This is a genomic window from Acutalibacter sp. LFL-21 (assembly GCF_025630755.1).
GTDB classification, from domain to species: domain Bacteria; phylum Bacillota; class Clostridia; order Oscillospirales; family Acutalibacteraceae; genus Acutalibacter; species Acutalibacter stercoravium.
The window spans coordinates 213,533-236,365 of record NZ_JAOTNT010000006.1; the positions used below are offsets into that span (position 1 = coordinate 213,533).

18 protein-coding genes are annotated in these 22,833 nt (G+C 48.4%); 7 read left to right on the forward strand and 11 right to left on the reverse strand.

The features are described 5' to 3' along the window. Positions 1-354 precede the first annotated feature (354 nt). From ODJ80_RS09330 to ODJ80_RS09345, 4 genes are all read left to right on the forward strand, one after another. Positions 355-1,101: an ATP-binding protein gene (locus ODJ80_RS09330; RefSeq protein ID WP_263041860.1), complete on the forward strand. Its 747-nt coding sequence runs from the start codon at positions 355-357 to the stop codon at positions 1,099-1,101. Between the two features lie 31 nt (positions 1,102-1,132). Beyond that, a complete protein-coding gene (locus ODJ80_RS09335; protein ID WP_162613447.1) occupies positions 1,133-1,294 on the forward strand; it encodes a hypothetical protein in 162 nt (53 codons plus the stop codon). A 451-nt stretch (positions 1,295-1,745) separates the two neighbouring features. Further along, the gene (locus ODJ80_RS09340) at positions 1,746-2,729 is read left to right on the forward strand and encodes an FRG domain-containing protein (protein WP_263041861.1); all 984 of its coding nucleotides are present in this window, start codon (positions 1,746-1,748) and stop codon (positions 2,727-2,729) included. A 293-nt stretch (positions 2,730-3,022) separates the two neighbouring features. Continuing rightward, on the forward strand, positions 3,023-3,310 hold the full coding sequence (locus ODJ80_RS09345; protein ID WP_178864985.1) for a hypothetical protein: 288 nt from the start codon (positions 3,023-3,025) through the stop codon (positions 3,308-3,310). Positions 3,311-3,373: 63 nt separating this feature from the next. Here the strand turns inward: ODJ80_RS09345 and brxL are convergent, their stop codons facing one another. The 11 genes from brxL to ODJ80_RS09400 all read right to left on the reverse strand — a co-directional run bounded on the left by brxL (position 3,374) and on the right by ODJ80_RS09400 (position 21,973). Beyond that, positions 3,374-5,434: a protease Lon-related BREX system protein BrxL gene (gene brxL, locus ODJ80_RS09350; RefSeq protein ID WP_442863906.1), complete on the reverse strand. Its 2,061-nt coding sequence runs from the start codon at positions 5,432-5,434 to the stop codon at positions 3,374-3,376. 31 nt (positions 5,435-5,465) lie between these two features. After that, positions 5,466-7,988 carry a BREX-1 system phosphatase PglZ type A gene (gene pglZ / locus ODJ80_RS09355; RefSeq protein WP_263041862.1) on the reverse strand — a complete coding sequence of 841 codons (2,523 nt, stop codon included), beginning with the start codon at positions 7,986-7,988 and terminating at the stop codon, positions 5,466-5,468. Between the two features lie 5 nt (positions 7,989-7,993). Then, positions 7,994-9,436, reverse strand: coding sequence for an RNA-binding domain-containing protein (locus tag ODJ80_RS09360; RefSeq protein ID WP_263041863.1), 1,443 nt, complete (start codon positions 9,434-9,436; stop codon positions 7,994-7,996). 37 nt (positions 9,437-9,473) lie between these two features. Next, the gene (gene pglX, locus ODJ80_RS09365; protein ID WP_263041864.1) at positions 9,474-13,106 is read right to left on the reverse strand and encodes a BREX-1 system adenine-specific DNA-methyltransferase PglX; all 3,633 of its coding nucleotides are present in this window, start codon (positions 13,104-13,106) and stop codon (positions 9,474-9,476) included. Positions 13,107-13,127: 21 nt separating this feature from the next. Beyond that, positions 13,128-14,312 (reverse strand): hypothetical protein, encoded by a 1,185-nt coding sequence (locus ODJ80_RS09370; RefSeq protein ID WP_263041865.1) that lies wholly within the window; start codon positions 14,310-14,312, stop codon positions 13,128-13,130. Between the two features lie 30 nt (positions 14,313-14,342). Next, positions 14,343-17,978, reverse strand: coding sequence for a BREX system P-loop protein BrxC (gene brxC / locus ODJ80_RS09375; RefSeq protein ID WP_263041866.1), 3,636 nt, complete (start codon positions 17,976-17,978; stop codon positions 14,343-14,345). 13 nt (positions 17,979-17,991) lie between these two features. Further along, entirely contained in the window at positions 17,992-18,540 is a 549-nt protein-coding gene (locus ODJ80_RS09380; RefSeq protein ID WP_442863907.1) for a DUF1788 domain-containing protein, read from the reverse strand. A 26-nt stretch (positions 18,541-18,566) separates the two neighbouring features. After that, the gene (locus ODJ80_RS09385) at positions 18,567-19,169 is read right to left on the reverse strand and encodes a DUF1819 family protein (protein WP_178864975.1); all 603 of its coding nucleotides are present in this window, start codon (positions 19,167-19,169) and stop codon (positions 18,567-18,569) included. A gap of 306 nt (positions 19,170-19,475) precedes the next feature. Next, positions 19,476-20,945, reverse strand: a complete 1,470-nt coding sequence (locus tag ODJ80_RS09390; protein ID WP_263041867.1) for a hypothetical protein — start codon at positions 20,943-20,945, stop codon at positions 19,476-19,478. 136 nt (positions 20,946-21,081) lie between these two features. Beyond that, on the reverse strand, positions 21,082-21,621 hold the full coding sequence (locus tag ODJ80_RS09395; RefSeq protein WP_263041868.1) for a helix-turn-helix domain-containing protein: 540 nt from the start codon (positions 21,619-21,621) through the stop codon (positions 21,082-21,084). 22 nt (positions 21,622-21,643) lie between these two features. Beyond that, positions 21,644-21,973 (reverse strand): SLOG family protein, encoded by a 330-nt coding sequence (locus ODJ80_RS09400; RefSeq protein ID WP_263041869.1) that lies wholly within the window; start codon positions 21,971-21,973, stop codon positions 21,644-21,646. 125 nt (positions 21,974-22,098) lie between these two features. Between ODJ80_RS09400 and ODJ80_RS09405 the strand changes: the two genes are divergently transcribed. The 3 genes from ODJ80_RS09405 to ODJ80_RS09415 are packed head-to-tail and all read left to right on the forward strand — an operon-like array spanning position 22,099 to position 22,778. Next, complete coding sequence (locus ODJ80_RS09405; RefSeq protein ID WP_263041870.1) at positions 22,099-22,281, forward strand: TraY domain-containing protein; 183 nt, start codon at positions 22,099-22,101, stop codon at positions 22,279-22,281. Between the two features lie 10 nt (positions 22,282-22,291). Then, positions 22,292-22,546 carry a helix-turn-helix domain-containing protein gene (locus ODJ80_RS09410; RefSeq protein ID WP_263041871.1) on the forward strand — a complete coding sequence of 85 codons (255 nt, stop codon included), beginning with the start codon at positions 22,292-22,294 and terminating at the stop codon, positions 22,544-22,546. Continuing rightward, complete coding sequence (locus ODJ80_RS09415) at positions 22,536-22,778, forward strand: helix-turn-helix domain-containing protein (protein WP_263041872.1); 243 nt, start codon at positions 22,536-22,538, stop codon at positions 22,776-22,778. Before ODJ80_RS09410 ends, ODJ80_RS09415 begins: the two co-directional genes overlap by 11 nt. Positions 22,779-22,833 lie beyond the last annotated feature (55 nt).

Sequence of the window (22,833 nt, forward strand, 5' to 3'; positions counted from 1 at the left end):
AGAAATCGAAATTTGGATGTCTCATTTTGAGTTCTAAATTTCGATTTCTGTTTCCATGCTTGAATATCAGAATTCAAACCAAATTTTGGGTGTTTTATTCTCCAGCAGAAATGAGACACCTAAAAAGAATGCAAAAATCGCCATCCCAGCCCCATCTGCACGCAGTTTTAGCACCACCTTGCCGGAGTTTTAGCCCCACTTTCACGCACTGAAGCCCCAAAGCCTTATAATTGGTTTAGCACAGCCAAGCTGTGACTAAATCAATTGGAGGTTTCGTAATGACAAATTATCGGGAGATCTTGCGGTTAAGCAGTCTTCAGTACAGCCAGCGAACCATTGGATATGCTCACGGCAATGAAGCTGACCGCTATGGCAGCGGAGTTCGCCAACCAGTTGAAAGACCCCACGTTCAATGAACTGGGCTTCGAGGAGCGCCTGGGCTTGCTGGTAAATGCGGAATGGAACCGACGCCAGAGCAACAAACTGAACCGGTTTATCCGCAACGCGCGCTTCGCCGTACCGTCTGCCACTGTGGAGGGCATTGAATACTACGAGGACCGCAAACTGGACAAAGCACAGATGCTGCGGTTTACCACCTGCCAGTACATTGACGAAGGCCACCACATTATCCTCAAGGGAGCCTCTGGCAACGGCAAGACTTACATCGCCTGTGCCCTGGGCAATGCCGCCTGCCGCCGCTTCAAGAAGGTACAGTACATCCGTATGCCGGAACTGCTGGATGAACTGAGTATTGCCCGCAGCGGCGGTACGCTGAAAAAGGTGCTTGAAGCCTACAAGAAGAAAGATTTGCTGATCCTGGACGAGTGGCTGATTCGTCCGCTGTCCCCGCAAGAATCCTATGATATGCTGGAGATTGTGGAGGCGCGGTGCCACAAGTCTACGATCTTTTGCACGCAGTACGAATCTGAGGATTGGTACACCAGGATCGATCCCAACCCGGAATCTGACAGCCCCGTTTCAGAAGCCATTATGGACCGCATTATCCACAACGCTTATGAGGTTCTGGTGGATGGCCGAGTCTCGATGCGGGAACGCAAGGGCTTGAAAGCTGCTCGGGAAGGCGGTGGCCAGGATGTGTGACCGCCCATATCTTTGCGATGAGGAAAAATGTATGGTTTTAGAACTGGAACGGGCCTGCTACAACGAGATGGAGCGTGAGTCGATGGAATACTTTTACGCAGCTGAGAAAGAACTCCAACGACAGCGCGAGCGGATTCGACAGTTGGAGAACATCTTGACAGAGAACGGCATTCCTGTTCCTGAAGAAAGTTGACCTGAGCTCTGCTGGCTGGCTTAGCTGGCAGAGCTTTTGCATGTGCCACAGGGGGTGTCCTTTTAGAGCGATGAGGTGTCGCTGGTTCTCCGGCAGGGTGTCGCTAAAACTCCGGCGATGCAGGTGGGGCTTTAGTACGTGAAAGTGGTGCTCAAATCGCGTGCAGATGGGGCTGGGGTGGCGATTTTTGCAAAAAGAAAACCAGAAAATTGCAATGCGACACAAACTCGAATCCGGAATCTTTATATCCTCGAGGATCTTTTTCTTATTTTCATTTTCTTTCTTAATATATTCCAACATATATTGCCGTAAAACATAAACTTCCAAAATTTTTCTGTTCGCTTCCGAATTGAGTCTTTCTTTGTAGGAATTTGTCTGATATAATATTTTGAAGGTTATCCTGCTATATAAAAAGCTTTACGGGCCTACATCCAACGATTGAGGGATTCTAATGCAAAGCAATGATTCTAAATTTGTATTTACTGATGCAAATAAGCTTATTAGCCGTCTCACCCAATTAGCTGTTAATAAGAACAACGTTTTTAGAGGCTACGGTAAACAGTCTGAGTTATTGCCAAATGTGATTCGTGAAAAAGATTGGAGCCCACAGGAAATTAGTCTTCTGTATGAATTTGAAAAATATGGGCTACAGTATTTTTCTGCGAATAATCCGATTGATTTCATGTCGTATGCTCAGCATTATGGGCTTCCAACCAGATTGCTGGATTTTACCTACAATCCGTTCACAGCACTATCATTTGCGCTATTTATGCCTAAAAGTACAAAATATAAATGTGTAGAAGATGCGACATATTACTATATTCGTTATTGCAACTTAGAAAATCAAATTCATGTCCGCTCATTACCGTATTATGATGAAGATATGTTTTTTCAATCCGGATCGTTCTCTTCCAAAAGCAGTAAAATGATTTTCTTGCTTAAGAGAATTATTGACGGGCTTGGAGAGCCGTATAATAAACAAGATGCTGGTACTAAAGCAATCATATCTTATTTTAAAAAGATATACTCTGAAGACCACCCTGGAAAAATAGCAATAAATACTTCAGAGTTTAAACCATTTTTGGACGATATAATATCAAAATTTACGAGTAAAAAAATGCTATTTGTGGATGCAAACCAATGCAATCAGAGAATAGTTATGCAACAAGGATTATTTATGTTCCCATATACTCTGAAAAGAGACGAGTTATTAGAGATAATCAATAATAACACAACTGTAATAAAAATTCATAAAGATTTACGGGGAGCGTTGTTGGACTATCTGGATACTATTGGATTGAATACTTTTCGGCTTATGCCAGACTTGCAAAGTGTTTGCCATGCAGTTAAACGTAAAATAACAGAGGAACATCAGTCGGCAAGTACTCTTTTTAAGAAGAAATCTTCCACAGAAAATTATAAGTCAACTGATTAAATTTTTCGTTCGAACAGAGGTCGAAATTTGGAACTTAAAATGAGAAATCCAATTTCCGACCTCTTTTTAATATTATAATCCAGCATTTAAGACGCTTTTCAAGATTTGCCCTCCTCTATCAAAATGAGATGCCAATAAAACCACGGTGAAAAAAGGAAAGCAGCTCTATTTTGGCTCCAGAATTCTTATTATTGGCGGGGTATCTATTTTGTCAACACAACCCATTGAAAAACCGCACGCAGAATGGTCTGGGTGCGGTTTTCATTTACGCAAAAAGGAAGGAGATTGCAAACATGGATGAACACACTAAAAGACCTGTCTACAATGGCTATGAGGAGCGAATCATGACCGGGCAAGAATTGTTTGACTACTTTGCCAACGCTTACGAATGCTTCGGCCGCCATCACCAACAAATTCGTAGCCATAGAATGAACTTATCAAAATACAAAAAACTAAAAGCAGACGGCGTTTACCGAGTCTTCATCAACAAACTCTTTTGCAAAATCATGGATAACAAAACAGATGCTTCTCTCTATTTCTTTGGTTACACCATGGAAAGGCCGCCTTGGGCAAAGGACTAACTACCAGAATCATGTATGGTTCTCGCCTGTTATTTTTCACCTTTGATAGATCATCCGGTCTATTCACTCCACGCCCAAGGCTTTAAACACCGCATCCTCGGGGCTACTGTAAAAGATCAAATTAAAACTTCCGATCAGTTCCGAAGGAACGGAACCAAGATCTACTGCCGATGTAATAGGCAATAGGACTTTCTTCGCGCCGCTATCCAGACAGACTTGAAGGGCATTTGCCAGTTCGTCCACCTTAATAAGGGAACCAGCGATACTGGTTTCTCCTAATACGGCCAAGGTGCTGATGGTTGGCTTTCCCAGCGCAATTGAGCAAAGTGCTATCAAAGTGGGGAGAGCCATTTTATCGGTCATGCCAATTCCTTGCAAATCCTGATAGTTGATAATATAGTCCTTTGTTGTTGTGCTGATGGCTCCGCTGATCCTTCCTGCGTTGGCTTTTAAGTAATTAAACGCGGTGTTGGTTGCCTCTTTGCTTTTTGTCTCAGAACCGATACCGGTGCGCTCAAATTTACCATTACCGGGCAGCATTTGTGATTCCAGCCGGAATACGCCAATCATGCCGGATTTCCCTTGGGATACAGTGTAAACCTGTCCTGGATTGCAGATGCCTTCCGGGATGAGCTTACCGCTGCCCTGTTCCGGAACGCTGACATAACGCTCTTCAAACGTCTCCAAATCAATGTAGGAAAAATTAACATCGTAGAACTCCATGCCGCCCAGCTTTTTGAGCTGTTCTTTAACCCGCCGCCGCATTTCCAGCGAAACCTTCAGGGTTTCCTCGAGCTGCTCCTTTGAGTATTCACCATCAGGATACAGCAGCTTGACAAAGCCGTCTACCATTTTGCGGACAGCAATAGTATCGCGTTGGTTGAGGTTTTTCCCAAGGCGGAAGTATTTGTCCAATTCGTCCCCATGCTGCTCTTTACGCAGCTCCCGGATAAACTCAGCGAGATAATCGGTGATAAATCCGTAATCATCAGTAAAATGTTCCGGTCTGAACTTCGGAATCTCCCAGCCGGGAATGTAGCAGTGAATTCGGTCAAGGAACGCTGTGTCCGTCCCCATCTCAGGCGGAAAGGGGTCAAATAAGCTGGACGTTTTCAGTAGCACATCCACGCTCTGATTGATATTTCCCACAAAGACCATAGAAGCACTTGCAGCCTTTTCTTCTTTGCCGCGGGCAAAGGAGCCAGATGCCATGTAGTCCTTCATGATCTGAATACCGTCTTTATCCTTGAAATGGATTCCTGCAACCTCATCAAATGCCACGCAGTCCCAAAGTCCTACAAGCCCGACAGTCTTCCTGCCCATATTGTAGAATAAATTTGCCACGGTTGTCTGACCGCCGGAAACAAGGATGCTGTTAGGTGAAATCTCCTTGTAAATATGGGATTTGCCCGTGCTGCGCGGTCCCAGCTCGCAAAGGTTGAAGTTGTTTTCCACCAACGGCAGCATTCTGGTCAGCAGAAGCCACCGCTCGCGGTCATTGAATTTGTCCGGTTCCATACCGATGGAGCGCAATAGTACCTGGATCCACTCTTCTTCAGTAAAAGCTTTCCGCCCCTGCTTTAATTCCTCAATGTCCACATGAGGCATCTGAATGGGGGTGAGCTTCCGAATACTGATTGGTGTTCCGTTCCGGTCTTCCTCCATATACTCATAATCCAGTTGCACGATGCACCAGATACCGCCACAAAGCAGCCGGTCAAATTTGGCGGGGTATTCCTCGTCTATGGGGATGTTCTTCAGCCCGAGGTTGGAGAACTCCGCCTCATAAAAATCCCGCTTGATATTCAGGCTCACCGTGATTTTATCAATCACGGTGTAGCTGCTCCGCTGCCGCAGAACAGAGAGAATCTTCTGCGCCTCATCTGGACGGACAAAGTTATCCGCAAGAATGCGCTTTACGCTCTCTACGCCTTCCTCAATCACCTCCGGATCATCAGAGCTGCAATACTGTCCCAGAAGAAATTCAAGGACATAGACCGGCACATTTGCCCCTTCCTTGATTTTCTTGGTCAAATCCTTGCGTACAATCTTTCCATCAAAATACTGCCGCAGTTTTGATTTGAGGACAGCTCTTTTGTCCTCGTTTTTTGTCACATCAACCACTCCAATCGCCTCCTGTCACACCGGTATTCCTTTAAAAGCCAAAGCCGTAGTCATCGGCAAAGGCCATGTCCATGATGACAGGATGCCGGAACACCTCAAGCCCTGTTGCATCATCGCATATCACGAAGAAATACTGCTTGTCCTTGTCGTACTTTTTTTCTTTGAACTGGAATTTCAAGCGGAAGATACGCTTAGACGCATCCTGATCACGGCTGTCAGCAATACAGCTATTCTCGTTGGAAATCCGCTCGTTGTCATCCGAGATAAAGAACAGACGATAAGTAGCCGCTTTGACTACATCGCTGACCGGTTCGGATTGGATGAGATCCAGTATGGTGATCTTGTTGGTAATTTTTCGCACCATACTCACAAGGGCAAGACTCGCACTTCGAGTATCCATATGGCCGCGTTCCATCTTGAGATCAAGTACAGGCACAAGCATTTCCTGCGGGGATGAGCCGCCATGCACGTAATTCTGCCCGCCGCCAGTCACCTTGAACACATCGTCGCTGATTGGGTAAGACACCCATTTGGTGTCGGAGTTGCAAAGGATCTCCCCCATTTCCATACTGGCAATGCCATCTCCGACAACTGGTTCCGGTGAAACCACAAACCGTCGATTGATAAGGGAGGTCTTATTTTTAACACCCTCGATCTTATCGCTCTCCGCGATTTTATCCCGCTTGTAGATGAAGCCATGATCAGCCGTTACGATAAACCGGTATGTATTCGCGCTGGTGGAGATGCGCCGAATCAGGTCGATGATTTCCGCAATCGCTTCCTGACAGGCAACGAAAACTTCGTCCTCGGTATTAGGTTTGTCCCCACGGGCATCGATCTGGTTGTGGTACACATAAACCAACTGTTTGCCGGTGAAAATGCTGCGGAGATCGGCAATCTTGAGCGATTTGATACTGTCAAACTGGACACATACGCTGTCCATGTTGTATTTCTGCAAAATTGCTTCCCGCTCGACGAGATTTTCGCAGGGAAGCCCATCAACCAACACCTTGAAATCATTCGTCATCGTCAGTTCCGTGTGCGGAAGCAATGCCGCCATACCGAGACGGGTATAGGAAGGCAGAACACTAAGCTGCACTTCCAACTTCGCCGTACATTTGGGATCATCCTGCATCCGGCGGAACAGTTCCTTGCCTACCTCATAGCGCATGGCATCGGAGATAATGACTACCGTGCGCTCCTTGACGTTCTTCAAGTTGCGGGCGTAGAAATCCCGCTGCAAAGGCAGCGCCATCAATGCGTCCGGCTCCTGAATCGCAGCATTCCACTTGGGAAGCAGCGTTTCCAGATACTCGTTTGTGTAGATGTTCTCCACCAAGTCGCGCAGCGGCTCAAATCCCGTCGTGTCTTCAATCTGGTCAAAGGCAGAGTAAAACTGGCGGTATTCGCAGTCCAGACGAAAGTCTTCCTCCTGATAATGAAGAAGAATGTCTTTGAAGCTGTCCGGGCAATGATAATTCCCCGCCTGAATAATTTGATAGGCGCTGCTGAGCATCTGATAGCAGCTCCCTATTTTCTCCCCAAAGTGCATCTTGCTCCGTTTATCGCAGATTTGCGGGATGATCAGATTGTCCAGTCTTGCACCTACATCCTCAGCCACCAAGCGCGCTACAACCCAATTTATGAGGATCTGGTCAATGGCGAGAAAAGTATCGCAGTTCACCAAGTCCTCGGGCGGAAAGTCAGAAAAGGCTTTCTTGACATTCAAGCCGAAAGCGACATGGGCGGAAAGCTCGTCATACCGTCCCCGGTACAGAATACTGTTCATCAGGTTGTCCATAAAGGCGATTATATTTCCAGCCTTATAAGAAATAAATCCCTTCCACGCTTTCGGAAGTTCAGCTCCTACATACTTGGCAGTATAGGTGACGAACATGGTCACGACCAGTTTTTCCAGCGTCGGCTTGACATCCGTATAGCCGAAATGCTGCTCGCAGAGCTTCCAGAAATCATCCAGCAGGCCGTACTTCTCTACCTCGGACAGGAACTTGTTATCTGCAAGCTCGCTGTCCGTCAGTATGACCCGGATTACTTCTTCAAAGGAACAGGTGCGGGTGCGACAAATGGCAGAGAGGAGACCCGTGATGATGTTCTCTTCATTGAAGTTCTCGATTTCAAGGTCATAGAAGCGCTGTGTCCGTTCCTTGTTGGCAAAGAACTTGATGTGCTTTTCAATGATGGGTTTATATTTCTCATCGATACCCAAATCCACCAAAAGCAGCGAGGCACGGTCGGCAAAAAAGCGCTTGGAATAGAGCAGCGTGTCTTCCAAATGGTTGTCCCGCACATCCGGCTTTGGAAAGGGAGCATAAATGAGGTAGTTTGTTGTGGTGTCCTGCCGTTCCAGAAAAAGCTTGGTGGCAAACTGGTTGTCAGCCTGCAAAAAGTAGACCTTGGCATTTTCAAGCTCCACATTCTGCATATCCTCCACAAATTCGCCGTTGTCATCGTACCAAAAGACGAGTTTACGGGTGTCGCCGGTAAACTCCGCATTCAGACGGTCTATGATTTGTTTGATGTTCATTTCTGCCATGCCGCTTACTCCTTTTGGCCTGTGACTACCCACGAGCCGTTTCGATTGGTTCCTTCACGCCGCAGCTTACCGCTCTTTTGAAGGCTGCGCATGATGCGCTTGACAGTGGAAAGAGATGCCTCCACTTCTTTCGCAATCGCCCCTTGTGTTGCTTGCGGATTTTTCAGGATGATGCTCAGGATCGCTTCTTCATTGGTGTCATTGGGTTCAACTTTGGTGTCATTGGTGTCACGCTCTTTGGGGTCAATGACACCATTCTGATCGATAGCCGCCTTTTTCCGATAAAGGTTGATGCGGAAATCGCTGCCCATGTCGATCAGCTCCGGCTCACGAAGGCCATATTCCTTTGCTTCCCGGACCATTTTCGGAATACCGCTGCCCCATGCCTCCACGATGTTCATGTAGGAAAAGGCGGCTGCAATCCCACGGTTGCGGATCTTCGAGAGGCCGGACTTCATCTTCTCAATCGTGATTTCGCTGTCCAGCATACCGGGGGAGGTGACCTCCAGCCGGTCGTCAAAGAGCGCTACTTGGATTTTACCCGGTGTCAGGTAGCTGCGATGGCAGACGGCATTCGAGATCATCTCGCGGATGGTCTTGACCGGCAACTCATAGTAATCCTGACGGGCGATGCCTTCGATGCGGGAGCCGAGGTCGATGTGCTGCAACACGAAGTTGTAGGCATCCTCGATCTGCTCATATATCGGCCCGGTAAACTCTTTGCGGGTGATGAAGATGTCACGCACAACTCCCTTGAATACTGCACACTGGATGGCGGCATCCGGGAACTCAGCCATATCTCCATCCAGAAGCAGATACCCATTGGTGGGATAATAGGTTCCATCGCGTTCCACCAGCAGTTTCCACGAGAGCAACTGATTTTTACCAACCTTCTGAATCTGTTCCCGCGCCGTATCTGTCTCGGCCAGCTTGAGGGCGTGTTGGTACATCTTCTCACAGAAGGCCGCAATCTCTTTCTCAGAAACAGTCTGTTCCCGCTCCATCTGGTCAAAAGAGCGGTTCGTCCCCTCCATGATGAGTTCTTGCACACGGTAGCGTTCCGCATGGCGGGTCGTGCCCGCTACGCGGATGTAGGTGCCGTCCATGATGCCCTGACTCTTGATATAGTAGGGGCGCTGCATACCGGGGATGATTTCTACTACAATAACCGCCTTCCCGTCGATTTCCTGCACCGCGATGTTCGGGGTGATCTTTGGTTCGCAGCTATCGAAAATGGCGTTGGTAATCGCGTCCATCTTCTGAAAGACTTCCTCTTTGGAAAAGCCGGTAACAATCCATGTGCCATTCTCCACGCCGAAGACCAGCTTTCCGCCCTTGCCGTTGGCAAAGGCCACCACGGTCTTCATGTATTTCTCGCTTTTGGCGGGAATTTCGCTCTTGAACTCCACATTTTCCGATTCCCCGGCGAAAATCTCTTCTGCGGTCATCTAGACCACCTCCTTCATGATTTCGTGCTACTTCTAATTATATCTTTACCAGAACGGCGTATTTCTTTCCATCACTGGCGGTTTGGATTTTCTCGTAGTTGACCTTCACGCCATCGTCCAAGTCCAGCTCGATGCGGCTCAGGGCGAGGTGGGCGATCATCTCGTCGTAGTCGCGGCATTCTTTCAGCTGCTTTTGGAGCTTTTCCTTCCGCTTAGTGGAAGCGGCTACCTCGCGAGCGTTTTGGCTGTGGTCGATCATATCCTGCATCCGGCCAATCTCGGACTCATAGACGCGCTGCATCTTGTGGAGGTAATCCACGCGGAGGTTGCCGATGGTGTCCGGCGTGTAGCGGTGGAGATAGATCAGCGCCTTGAAGCCGTTCTGCTTGCCGCTGTCGAACAGCCAGTAGATGGGGCGCTTCTGGTAGGTCTTGCAGTGGTCTTTGAAGAAGTCCCTGAGGAAGTAGCTGCGGATGATCTCCCGACTGCTGTTCCCCTTGCCGCCCAGCGCCCCGGCGATGAAGTCCAGATTTTCTTCCAGCGTGTCCTCCCCGTAGGCGGCTTTCAGCCAGCCACACAGGCGGGAGACAATATCGTCTTCCAGATATTCTTCGTCGGTGATGGGCAGGATGCCATCCACATCCGGCTCATAAGAAAGCGAAGTAGCATCTTCCCAATTTTCTGCATCATGGAATTTGGGGTAGTGATAATTCGCCAGAGATATTCCAGCATACCCGCCGTCAATCGGATCACCCTGTTCATTAAGAGCAGCTTGTCCTTTGAATTTCCAATATACAGAATCAAAATTGCCTCCGGCAAAAATAAGCCCCTGTCTATCCAGAGAGTACCGCCCAAACATACAGCCCACGGCGTAGGAGAGTAGGGAGACGATCTCGTCCCGCTTGGTGCGGACATAGCTGCTGCCCTGCATGGATTCCGGCACATCGTCTTTGGTGTCAAAGATGCGGTGGACGGTGACATCCTTATCCGCCACATCGGGGGGCAGCTCGTCCTGCAAGCCGTAGATGTCGATGAAGATGCGGTTCAGTTCTTCTTCGTTCATTTGCAGGTTAATAAACCTATCTTCACATTCTTTTTTCCATACTCTGTAATGGTCAATGAGATGAGTAAACAGTTTGTCTTTGTATTCCTCGCCAAACACCACTGTATGGCTACTCACTGTCATAGGGTGCCTCTTAAAGTCCCATGAGGTTTCGTAGGAGTCCCAATCATACTTTGACAGATTGATGTTACTATCCACAAGAGAATCAACTTCATTTTCGCGTGAAAAAATGATTGGCAAACTCTTAATATTACCTGCTTGGTAATTAAGCGTAGGATTTAGTATTCTCAGTATGTCAAAGCAAACGCAAGATGACAAGAAACCAAGTGTATATTTGTTATCGATTCTTGAAAAGAGAGTAGAGCCTGCAACATCAAAGAAACATCCCGTTGGTAAGTAACGAACGCCAAATTTTGAAGAGCTAATGAAAGACCATGTAAGCCCTTCATGGCAATACCAATCGTGAGCACCATTTTCTCTATGCCCGCTCATTGTGTTCATATAAGTGCGGCCTTCTGTATCAAACCACAGAACTTCCTGAAGGTTACCATACCAAAGCCGAAACTCACCGCCCTTATTATAAGGGAAATACCTTGCTTTACTAAGACTAATCTGGCTTACACCTGTTAATGAGTAATCAATCTTCCTAAAGTTTACCTCCCACCACTCTCGCACAAATATATCGTTTTTGCCAGTTCCCATACCGATTTTTACATCCGAAATTTCACCAAGTAGTTTTCCTGTAGAATAAGCATCAAGTATCTTCTTGCTTGACCAATACGCCACCGGTGAGCCGGGAATTTTGGAGAAGTTGGATTGCTGGGCTTCATAGAAATAACCACAATCAGGATTGGCGATGGCCACCAACACCTTCTGCCGCTGCACCTCCATGCCGCCCTTGAAGTCAGAAAGACGGAAGTACAAACCGGCTTCGTCCGATTTTTTGTTTTGCAACACAAAGGAACAGATTGGAACGGTTGCCTCCTCAAAGGCGGAATACTCCATCTGTATCAAGGTCGAGATACTCTTGTTCTGGATGATAAATTCGCGTAGCTTCTCGTAGGTCTTGATGAACATCCAGACAAAGGGAGACATAAATCCGCAGTAACCATTCGGCTTACACAGCAGCAAATTCCGGTAGATAAATACGCTGAACAGATCACCTGAATAGTCCTTGTACTTGTCGTTTACAAAGTCCTTGAGCTTTGCGTTATATTTGTTGAGATACGGCGGATTGGTGCAAACCGCCACATAATCTTGAGCTAACAAACGGCGGAAATTCCAGTCGTTTAGCGTTGTCTCGTAGTCCATATTGAACAGCGTCAGCTCTGTCGGCTCCTGCGGTTTTTCTCCAAGTTCATCAACCTTCACCAGCGAGCCAAACTCAATCAAATCTTCATCTTTTTTCGGGCAGTACACTTGAGGCTCAATCCCACGAGTGAGAAAGCGCCGGTCATACTGACGGGCCTTCATCATAATTGCAAAATACGCAAGCTGGTAAGCGCGTGGGTCAATGTCCAATCCGAACAGATTGTTACGAACGATTTCAGAAGCAGCATCCCGCGTGCTGTATCCGCATTCCGTGTAAATCTCCATCAGCATATCGAACGCATAGACCAAGATATGGCCGCTACCCATGCATGGATCGAAGAAAGTCAGCTCTTGAGGCTCAACCTTCTCGTCAATAAATCTAATTTCCCCATTTTTAGGCGCTACAAAGAATGCCAGCTTCTCCCGTAAACTACTCTGAGGATTGCGCTCTATCCAGTATTTCCCCAGCGAATTGTCAACCATGTACCGAACAACCCAGTCCGTGGTGAAAAGCTGCGTTGCCGCAGGAACATCTTCTTTTTTTACTGTACCTTTATAGATGTTGACGATTTCGTTATGAGGCTCAGTAATATAATACTGATACAGCCATCCGATGATCTCCACCTGACCGCCTTTTTCGATGTTGAAATCGTCCTCATCAATGTCATGAATCAGGTGATAGACCACGCCTTCCTGATCCACTACCGAGAGGTTCAGCAGCAACTCGGTGTAGTCGCTGGTCTTCTCAAACAGGGCGGGCAGGATTTCGTTCAGAGCGTTGCACTGCTTGATGAACAGCAGCCGGAACAGCTCGTCCAGCTTGTTTTCGTTTTTCAGGCGCAGAATTGTCTGTTCTTCCTCTGTGGTGAGGCTCAGTTCCGCGTCGAAGGGCGTTGTCACCAAATCCGGCTCAATTTTGCCGCTCTCAGAGGACAGGACGCGGATGCGGGAGGGCAGATAGTCGTTGACCTCCATGAATCGGATGGCGATCAGCCGGTTGAACCAGGTGTAGGCAACCTCTTCCAAAATGTACTTGTAGGCCGTGGCGTAGCTGCTGTCCGTTTCCTTTCGGCGGATGATCTCTACTAGCTTTTTGCGCTGGGAGATTGCCTCGCCGGTGATGGCATACGGCTCAGCAGTCCCGATGTCATAGAACTCCATCGTCCCGGTAGACTGCGGGAGCGGGTCTTTGATGCCGTCCTCTGTAATGCCCATCAATCCGGCGCGGTACTGGATGTCCGCAATGAGCTTGTTCCGCGCCCAGATTGCGAAGTTTTTAATAGCTGTTTTATTCATTGGTTCATTCCTTCCGAAACATTAAAGTTTTGACGCAAGATAGTAGTAATACATTATATTTTTTCTCGCCTTGTCTTTTTGCTCTGTTACCTCAGTTCGTGCTTTGTTGTATAGATCAGCGATTTTGAGAAAACCTGTCACTGCTTCTTTTGAGACAGCAGCTATCCCAGCAACAAGGATAAAAGTCTTTATTGAATCAAAAACACCGAACAGGTCCGTGGAGGTAGTAATCGCAGTTGTTAAGCCAGCAGTAGCATATCCAGCTTTTTTTCTCAGTTCTTCATCAGCCAATGCCTGCTTTCCTAAATTTCGCAATATGCTCGTCTGCGTCAAAGTCTCGTTGATTTCTTGTACCTGAGGTAGGACTTGAGTATTATACAGTTGCAGACAATCATATTGAAAATATTCATCCCACGGAAGAGACTGAATCTGCATGGAAAAATCGTAAATTGCTTTTCGAAAATTTGTGAGTGGAATTTGGTTCTCATTCTTGAGCGAAAGCAATTCATCCACAGATGCGGATTCTAAGGTTGGCAATGTCATAAGTATTTCAGATGCAATTCCAGCGTGTCGCAGGGTATTTTCATCCAACTTTCCAATATCCAGCAGTTTTGTTTTAATAACTGTATCTATCAATCCACTACTCGCCTTATCGAAGAGCGGATATGCTGTGCCATTGTACATGGCATTCATCAGGTTGGCAAAATATCCTCCCGAAAGCTCATTTACATCGAATCTATCAAAGTTATAGTCATAAACCGATACGATCTTCCGATCTACATAACTTTTTATTTCCTGTGTCCCGGGATGGATATAAAGTTGCTGCATTCCATTTTTCAACTGGTCACGGCATTGTTTCTCGAGCTGTTTTAATTTCATCTGAACAATAATTTCTTGCTTCGACCTGCACTTTTTCCTTTTCAGATATGGAGCGAGTATTTGAAGCTGTGCATCTGCATAATCCAGTTGTTCTAAAAGTCCTTCGCTACCAGCAGGCTTTAGAGATTGCAAAAATGATCTAAGTGCTGGGATCATGGCATCTATATCCTGAACATCAAAAATACAATTTGGAAGGTATTTATACAGTGCATATTCTGCCATCCCGATCAGTTCAATTTCATCGGCATAAAGAATGGAGCTTTTTATCAATTTCAAATCTTCAGCTAAATTCAACGAGTTTGAAACTGTTCCAATCGTAAATTTCATATTCGTGGTTTGCCCAGCTCCTTTCTCATGTTAGAACTCCACATTGACAATCGTATCATCATCCAGTTGCGCTTCAAGCGTCTTGCGAAGGCTGTCCATGTACCGGGCAATATCCTCTTTGCTTTCCAGACGCCAAGAGGATGTCCCTGTCATCATCTTGATGGAGACATTTTTTGTCTTACGGATTTTCACCGGCGCAGGGGCAACGGTTACTTCCGGTGCAGGCTTCCCGCTCTGTTTGGCTTCCTCTGCCTGACGGCGGGCCTCTTCTTCGGCTTTTTGTCTTGCCAACTTACGGTCAAGTTCGTCCATTTCATTGAGAAGCCGGAGCTTTAGTGCATCTGCCTTGTCCGCATAGCTTCTCAGCGTAGAGACATTGTTGCAGTGGGTGGCTCCGTCCCGAATTTCTTGGAACTTTTCAAAGTAAGCCGTCCGCTTCTGTTCGTTGTACTCTTTTGTGGAAAGCACCTCCAATACACGCTTCCGCGCCTGATCAATGAAATCGAGAACAGGGGCGGACTCTTGCTGCAATATCTTCACATAGCAAGACATGAACCGCTCCCGCAGCTCAGGAAGCTTCGGAATGTTGGCGTAGGGCTTTTCCTGCCGGGTGATGGAGCGCATTTGCGCAACTACATTTTCCAGCTCGTCATTGACGATATAGGTCTTGCTGTCATCATAGATTGCAAGCATATCCAGCGCACGGGCAAAGATAGTGGACTGCTCGCCCTCAAAGAAGGTCTTGATTGGTTCGTAGTCCTCCGCAAAGTCGAAGAAATCATCCCGCTTCTTAGAAACGGTTGTAAAGAAGTCCAAAGCAGATTGAATCTGAACGACAGACTGCATCAGTGTCTTCCCGCTGGACAGAACGCGCTTGCCTGGATAGGGGTACTGCATATATTTGGCTTCCAGCCGCTCAATTTCATAAATCGTGTTCTGCGCATACCGCTGGAAGTTCTTCATAATGGTATCTTCGTCTTCCGCCGAAGTCGTGGTGCGGAAGGTTTCCTTCATCACATCCCGGACAGCCTTTTTGTCCTTATCGCTGACACGAACGCGCTCTTCCATCAGGAGCTTTTCCGCGAATGCTTTTTTGGTGATGAAGCCGATGATCTCTTCCTCGGTCTTGTTATTCAGACTGACCGTAGCGCCGTTGACAGTGAAAGACAGGTCGCCACGCTTAAAGAGCCGAGCCACCAGCCAATGTACATCATCTTCCACAAACCCATAAGGTGCTTTCATAAAGCGATCCTTCACCGTCTTCATGGAGGTTTTCATGTGATTGTGGGTATTCATAGCGATAAAGCCCTGCACATCCTCCAGCGCATGGACATTGCTCTCTGTACCGCCTTCCAAGCCAAGAGAAAGCTGGTTGCTCTGATGAAGCATCTTGCGGATTTCCGCCTCGCCCATCGGCGTATCGATGTAGGATAGCTTGTGGTAGACCGTCTGTACCAAACGGCCAATGGCTTCATTGATCCGGCTGCCAACTTCTTTCCCGTTTACGCGGACAACATCGCCGTTCACATAGATGGTCGCTTCTTTCAGCGCTTCGGTCAGATAGAGCTTGGCGTTTTGATTGCGCTCCCGCATTTCCACGCGCTTTGCCTCTTTGATCGTCTCGTACTTGGCAAGCTGCGTGGAAGTGTTTTTCCGAAGGAAGCCTTCAATTTTCAAATAGGCTTGGATTTCCGTCAGGAACTCCGCGTCATTCGGGAGAACGACAAGGACTTCTTTGCCTTGACCGGACATCATGCGGAGGGTAGCGTCCTCTGCGCTGCCGTCGTACCACGGTGTCAGGACACGGAGACCAATGTCGAAGTTCTGATTTGCCTTATATGGGCGGTCATCCACAAACTGATTGAAGCCAAAGGCATATCGGCCATTGAAAACGGGGTAGATGTAGCGCTTGCCGGGGAAGATGTCCTCAAAAATCATCTCCGCAGCCTTCGTGATGATCTCCGGCGTTTCTACATTTTCCTTTTCAATCTCGTTGTTGACTTCCTGCTCCTCGTCCGTGAGGAAAACATAGACGCTTCCATTTTTCTGTACGAGCATCTGCCGCATCAGGACCTTCAGTGCTTCCTCTACGCGGCCTTTCAGCTCGATCCGGTCATCGTCGATATTTTCAATCATCAGGCTGGTAATGTTGTCGATGTTCGCTTCGATTTCCAGCACATATTTGATCATGAAAAGGGTCTTGAGGACATTGATGGCAAAAACATCCCTGTCCTTCTTATCCGGGTTGATGTAGCTGTTATCGTAAGCACGAATGATAACTCCGCTGTGGCTGTGATCCAAAAAGTTTTCCAGTGCGTCATAGAAGCGATGGAACGGCACAATAACTCCCGTCTCTTCATCCATAACATTGACCGCTGACTCCTTGAAAAGAGCCAGCATGGAGCGTTCACCGCCGGAAAGATGCTTGCCAGAAGCGCCGTGAGTTCGGATGGAAGTCAGCACGCTGGAAAGTAAATTGAATTGATACGGTACAAAGGGGTAGACCTCCGCAAAGTCTTCTTCGTTCGTATAGAGCTTCTTTTCTGCCGTGTCATTGAACACAATCAGGTTTTTGATAATCGTCGCCTTCTGCTCATAGAGCAGCCGGAGCGTTTGAGCAGCCGGTTCCGTCTTTTCGAGGATTCTCTTCTTAATAACAGCATCCACATTAGCAGAAGAGAGGGAGAGGCGGGTGTCAAATCGGCCTTGAATTTTGGAGAAGTCGTTGCCTTTGACTTTGGTGATTGAATCAATATCTTGCTGGCTGGTCACGATGACCCATGCCTTGCCCATACACTCTTTGCCCAATTCCTCAGTCACGGTTTGGAGGTTGAGCATGAGCTTGGAATCATCGCCGATGTACTGACCGATTTCATCCACTAGAAATACGACATGGTGGTTGTTCCCTTTGCGTTCAATATAGGTCCTGACGCGCTTGGCAAAGTCTTCAATACTGATGGTGTAAGGTTCGGCCGCTTTTTCACACCAGTTTCTCGCCGCTGCCTCACTCATGAAATCCATCGAGACAAGGGCATCTACAACGCTGTCCTGAATGAAATCAAAATCCTGCCGGGAGTCTTCCCACAGCTCACCATACTCTTCCTCAAAAGCAGCCTTGAACTCGTCGAAGCGTCCTTCTTCGGAAAGCCTCCGTTCCAGATCGGCAACATGAGGGATGGAACCGCAGAAGCCCTGCATCTGATTGAAGACCTTGAGGAATACATTAACAATGGCATCCTTGTTCTGTTTGCCGTTCGTTTCGCTCTTGGAGTCAATGTTGAAGAGGATCACATCGGTAGGGATTTCAGCCGCCAGCTTCATGTCGGCAAGCACCATCGGGTCTACGATCTTCTTGTCATCTACAAAGTATTCCATCGCCTTTCTGTCGCCGACCTGACGGTTTTCCAGGAGGTAGGACAGGATTTTCAGGAAGTGCGATTTACCGCTTCCGAAGAATCCGGAAATCCAAACACCCATCTTCGGTGTTGTTCCAACGATCCCCTTTTTATAAGCCGAGTAGAAATCAGCAAAGTGTTTTTGGAGCTCACGGGTAACGACATATTCCTCAAGCTCCTGAGAAACATTTACATCCTCGCCTTGACCTACAATGATTACTCCTTGAATTTCACGGTCAATTTTCTTGGTGAACATATCCTTTATCTTCATTGTGCTTCCTCCATCACTTTACAAGCCGAAACGCTCTGTAATAGTTGTCATCTTTGATTTCATTGAAGAGAATCAATTCCTGTTCGTTGTATGTGCCGGGGAAAAACATCACCACCGGTGCGTGTAGATAGGACTGGTGGAGATTGTTCAGCACATTATGCGAACGGAGAAGCGGATAGCTCTTGCCAACGCCGGTTAAAAAGACGATGGCATTCTCCGGGGTATGGTCAAGGATATATCGCACAATCAGGTTGTCGTCCTCGCTCACTTTCATGGAGTTGCTGACTGCTTTGACGATCCTCTGGATGCCGCGCTTCTTTTCGAAGTCGCAGCACTTCTCTATGAAGTTCTTTCCTTCGAGAAAGTCAATGATAATATCATAGAGATCGAACACGGCAAGCTCAAATTCGTCCATTCCTTTCGAGTTCTTGTGTTTCATGTATTCAATGCGCTCTCGGACTTCCAACTCTTTCTCTGGCGGATAATCGAAAATCCAGTAGTTGACCTCGTTGGCTTTTCCGCTGCTCTGTCGGAATGACGGCTTTCGGATTGCTGCCTCCATCGCATCCAATCTTTCTGTTATATCCATTACCTTACCCCCGCAAGCGCCTTGACATAAACGCCCATATCATTCTGCTCCAACCAGCGCACCAGCTCCGGATCTAAAATCGGGCGCAGTATTTTTCGAACTGTTTTTGTTTTATCAATTACCCCGGCCTCATACAGCATCGTTTTGTAGCAGCGGCCGAGCCGTACCAAAGTGGCATCCGTCCATCCGGCCACTTTTTCATTTTGCTGCTGCTTGTCTTTGAAGAAGACGCGCACGTCGCTATCCACCAGCTCGTTGCTTCCGAGAATCATCTTTTCACGAATCACTTCATAGACAAAATCAAAGAACAGCGTGTCATAAGCCATAGCAGCAACCAGAGCAAAGAGCTTTTGCGTTGCAAGGTCGCTGCGCGTGAAAAGAGGGATGAAGCTCCTGTCCAGAGACTTAATGCGGCCTGTAACGGTATGATAAATTTGATTGGCTCGGAGAGTGGTCGGAGCTGCAAATAGGTTCTCGTTCAGGGCAAGAGATTTTATCTGATCGATGTTTTTCCCTTCGTAAAGTAGCTCAACTACCTTTCGGAACTCTATGAACCAAAAAGATAGCTTTACCGCACCCGCACTATATTCTTTTCGTTCCATCTCGCTCATTGACCTCCTTGATTGCAGGACTGTTTTTCTTCGCGTACAGCTTCGCAGACGTCTCCAATATCGCAATCAATATAATGGTTATATGCCAAACAAACCCCACCAGTTTATCATGGTAGGCAACAAAGCTAAAGAACTATTATTATGAACATTCTATATTATCCACTATATATGTACGCACTAGAAACAAATCGAAGTTATTTCCTAGTAATTTCTGCAGAAATACATGAACCGTAGGAAGATCGATTGTACTTTTCTACAAAAACCACTAAGCTTTTGCCCTATTTCTCTTTGCCTCCATCACTGTACTCTCCCCACCACAAACTTCGCCCGATCCACGGGATAGGGCGCTGTTTTCCGAAGGCACTTCTCGATGGAAACCACCTCCGCCTCAGTGGGGCCGTCCCTGCCGGGGACCAGCACTTTGTCCCCCACGGCCAGCGTCTCGTCCTCGGTACGATAGTGATACACCCGCTGCCAACGGGGAAACATCACCCCGCAGAAAGTATACACGGTCGTGTCTGTCTCCGCCAGCGGGTCGCTGTACATCGATTGCCGGACAGGCTCAGACCTAGGGCGCAGCCATTGAAGGCGATCCGCCACTTCTTTTTTCCACTGAGGCAGTAAACGCTGCGTGCGCTTGTCAGGAAAATCTTCTAGAACAGGGAAAATGGCCCGCTCCATGGCCTCCCAGGGTTCGGAGTTCCTTTGGTCTTGGATGTGGTAGGTAATTTTAGTCACCAACTCCTCGTACTTGGTACCCTTGCCTTGGGGATTCTTCAAAGCCGATTTCAGCAGAACTGTCCCCTGCTCCTCCCGATCATGCTCCAAGGTGTAGGCAATATAGCCAGCCACGTCTGGAAACTCTGGGCTTTTCTCCAACAATCCCCGGCGAAACGCTCCGTTCTGGCAAAGCTCTTCCAGCGCCAGATCTTGGAACTCCGGTGGAAAGCGGTCGGTCAAATATAGTATTCCATTGAAGGGCGCCCAAGTGCCGTCCATATACTGGGAGTATGGTCCAAACTCTATCACAATCCACGCCCAGACTCGCACCGCCAGAGCCGGGTCCTCCTCCGCCAGATCCAGAAACAGGTCATCCAAAGAAGTGAGAGGATGCTCGTCCTCATCGGTAACGGCTATGGGAAGTTGGAAGTTTTCCTTCACCGCCTGGGCGTACAAGAAACCACGGTCGATGGTCAAGTACCGGGCCGCCACACAGTTACCGTCAAGGATGAATTGGCGCTTCTCCATCTCCCGCTGACGAGTACTGTCATGTGGGATATAGCCCTCTCCGCTTCCCAAATCCGCCAGCTCACAGGCGGCTACGTAGGCCCGCTGGGTGGGATAGTCTTCCCGACGAATGCCCTGCTTGGCGTACCGCTCCTCCTGGCTTTCCACGGAAAATGTCAGGTAAGCCACAGGCGTCTCTTCTGGTTCCTTCTGGGGATCGTCCCACAAGACTTCCTCGTCTGAGTCGTTCCAGGTGTCATCGTCCTCATCGCTCACGTTATCCTCAAAATTAGAGGAGTGCAAGCTCAAGTCTGGATCGGTCAGGGAGGCTGTATCCGTTAACCAAGCGTCCTCGGAGAACTCGTCTTCCAGTCCGGTATCGTCCAGGCCGTCCCAATCGCTGTCCAGGTCATCATAGGAGGCAGCTTCATCCTCAGGCAAGGCGTCTTCAAAGACTTTCATGGCCAGCAGCTCTTCAGAAAAGTCCATCTGGCTGTTACCATTGACATCAAAGAAATTGGTAAAAGGAAATTTTGCCATGGGAGTACCTCCTGCCTATAATAACTCAATATAACTCTATCACACTTTACAAAAAAGCACAAGAAAACAGCAAAAGGAAAAAGCCAGCAGCTGCCCCCTTCAGCCACTGGCCTTCTCCCTCTATTTCGTACTGTGCTTATTGCGTCTCCGCCAAAAAATCCCCCACCAGCTCCCGGCACCCCAGCGCCCTCTCCGGCGTGGCCAAAAAAGCGAGGAGCTCTTCCTTGCTGCACAGTTGGTTCCGTCCCACCTGCACTGCCTGGAGGCGGCCCTCCTTCACCCAGCGGTGGAGGGTCTGGGGGTTGCGGCCCAGCAGCTGGGCTGCTCGCTGGATGGGCAGGGCGTCCGGCTCATTGGCCCAGCGCTGGGCCAGCCACTGCCGAAACTGTTGGCAGTTCTCCGGCGTGGGCTGGAAAGCCGGCTCCCGCTTGGGCCTGGGTTTGGGCGGATGGTGAGAGCTGAACTGCCCCGCCAGCTCCCCAAGAAAGCCGGGCTCCTCTTCCATACGGCGCTTAAATTCCACCGCGTCCTCCCAGCGGACACGGTACCGATAGGTGGCCTGGCCCGTGTCCTCGTGGGGGATGTAGTCGTGGTCCATCAGGTACTTCAGCTTGCGGGTGGAGATGTGCAGATACTGCCGCAGCTGGCTGCCGGTGAGCATGGGATAGATTTCCATAGTTTCCTCTTTTCCGTGGCGGTCACAGCAGGTAAACCGTCACTGTTTTCTTCTGCTTTTTACATTGGTCGATCACGTACTTGGTGCCTGGTGACTTGCCGTCCCAGAAGGCCAGCACCTGGTTGGCATAGGCGACGATTTCCCGATTCCGCACCAGGGGCGCAGCCCGTCCATACCGGCGGTAGTCCGGCAGGAACTCCGTCAGCTTCAGGCCATGGGACAGCGCGTACTCCCTGGCGCAGGTGTCGATTCCTTTCGCCCCGCCGGAGACTAGTTCCGTCACCCCAGGGGGAAGGTATGCCCCCATGTCCTCCACCCACAACCCTCTGGAACCAATGATGGCGAGTTTCATAACAACACAGCTCCCAAAAATAATTCGTCAATTTAACACCATATTACCACCACTTTCGTTATGACGCAATTATTTCACTATAATGAGGTCATAATAGCGTTATGACGATTGTGAGGTTCCGTATAATGGATGACAAACTTCTGCGCTACACACTGCGGGTGGACCGGCTGCTGTTTCAAAAATTCCGCTACATTGCGGAGTCGGAAGGCCGCTCCGCCAACAAGGAAATCGAGCAATACTTGAAAAGGCGTGTGGCTGAATTTGAGAAGGAGCATGGGCCTATTCCGGTTGAACCCCAGGGTTCTTGAGCGGCTTGCTATGAAACGAATTCTCGACACAGAGCAGTTGAATATCATCGGTCCCCGCATCAAGGAAGCCCGCGTTCGGGCAGGACTCAGCCAAAAGCAGCTTTCAGAAAAGCTGGAACTGATGGCGGTATATACCTGCCGCGGTTCTGTGTCTCGGATTGAGAACGGCCGCCGGGCGGTGACGGACATTGAGATCGATGCCATCTCCAAGGTGCTGGGTGTTTCTCTCAATTATCTTTTTGGGCGGGAAAAACATGTTCCTTAAAGACGCCATCGTTCTGAGGCTACAGCAGCTTTGCACGGAAAGAAACATTCGATACAACGAGCTAGCTAACCGGTCTGGGGTGACACCTTCTACGGTGTACAGTCTGATGAATCCCAGCCGCCGGGACCTATCCGTCATTACTTTGAAGAAGCTGTGCGACGGCTTGGACATGACCATCACCGAGTTCTTTGACGATCCTCTGTTCCAAACTTTGGAACAGGAGATTCAGTAACTGTAGGCGGTCCTCGGCAGCGCGCCTTCTTTGTTCTCTGCAATTTCATACAATG

Bases quoted from the DNA above. Each gene is read 5' to 3' on its own strand.
- ODJ80_RS09330 (WP_263041860.1), top strand. From the start codon at position 355: ATGAAGCTGACCGCTATGGCAGCGGAGTTCGCCAACCAGTTGAAAGAC.
- ODJ80_RS09335 (WP_162613447.1), top strand. From the start codon at position 1,133: ATGGTTTTAGAACTGGAACGGGCCTGCTACAACGAGATGGAGCGTGAG.
- ODJ80_RS09340 (WP_263041861.1), top strand. From the start codon at position 1,746: ATGCAAAGCAATGATTCTAAATTTGTATTTACTGATGCAAATAAGCTT.
- ODJ80_RS09345 (WP_178864985.1), top strand. From the start codon at position 3,023: ATGGATGAACACACTAAAAGACCTGTCTACAATGGCTATGAGGAGCGA.
- pglZ (WP_263041862.1), bottom strand. From the start codon at position 7,988: ATGGCAGAAATGAACATCAAACAAATCATAGACCGTCTGAATGCGGAG.
- ODJ80_RS09360 (WP_263041863.1), bottom strand. From the start codon at position 9,436: ATGACCGCAGAAGAGATTTTCGCCGGGGAATCGGAAAATGTGGAGTTC.
- pglX (WP_263041864.1), bottom strand. From the start codon at position 13,106: ATGAATAAAACAGCTATTAAAAACTTCGCAATCTGGGCGCGGAACAAG.
- ODJ80_RS09370 (WP_263041865.1), bottom strand. From the start codon at position 14,312: ATGAAATTTACGATTGGAACAGTTTCAAACTCGTTGAATTTAGCTGAA.
- brxC (WP_263041866.1), bottom strand. From the start codon at position 17,978: ATGAAGATAAAGGATATGTTCACCAAGAAAATTGACCGTGAAATTCAA.
- ODJ80_RS09380 (WP_442863907.1), bottom strand. From the start codon at position 18,540: ATGGAGGCAGCAATCCGAAAGCCGTCATTCCGACAGAGCAGCGGAAAA.
- ODJ80_RS09385 (WP_178864975.1), bottom strand. From the start codon at position 19,169: ATGGAACGAAAAGAATATAGTGCGGGTGCGGTAAAGCTATCTTTTTGG.
- ODJ80_RS09390 (WP_263041867.1), bottom strand. From the start codon at position 20,945: ATGGCAAAATTTCCTTTTACCAATTTCTTTGATGTCAATGGTAACAGC.
- ODJ80_RS09395 (WP_263041868.1), bottom strand. From the start codon at position 21,621: ATGGAAATCTATCCCATGCTCACCGGCAGCCAGCTGCGGCAGTATCTG.
- ODJ80_RS09400 (WP_263041869.1), bottom strand. From the start codon at position 21,973: ATGAAACTCGCCATCATTGGTTCCAGAGGGTTGTGGGTGGAGGACATG.
- ODJ80_RS09405 (WP_263041870.1), top strand. From the start codon at position 22,099: ATGGATGACAAACTTCTGCGCTACACACTGCGGGTGGACCGGCTGCTG.
- ODJ80_RS09410 (WP_263041871.1), top strand. From the start codon at position 22,292: ATGAAACGAATTCTCGACACAGAGCAGTTGAATATCATCGGTCCCCGC.
- ODJ80_RS09415 (WP_263041872.1), top strand. From the start codon at position 22,536: ATGTTCCTTAAAGACGCCATCGTTCTGAGGCTACAGCAGCTTTGCACG.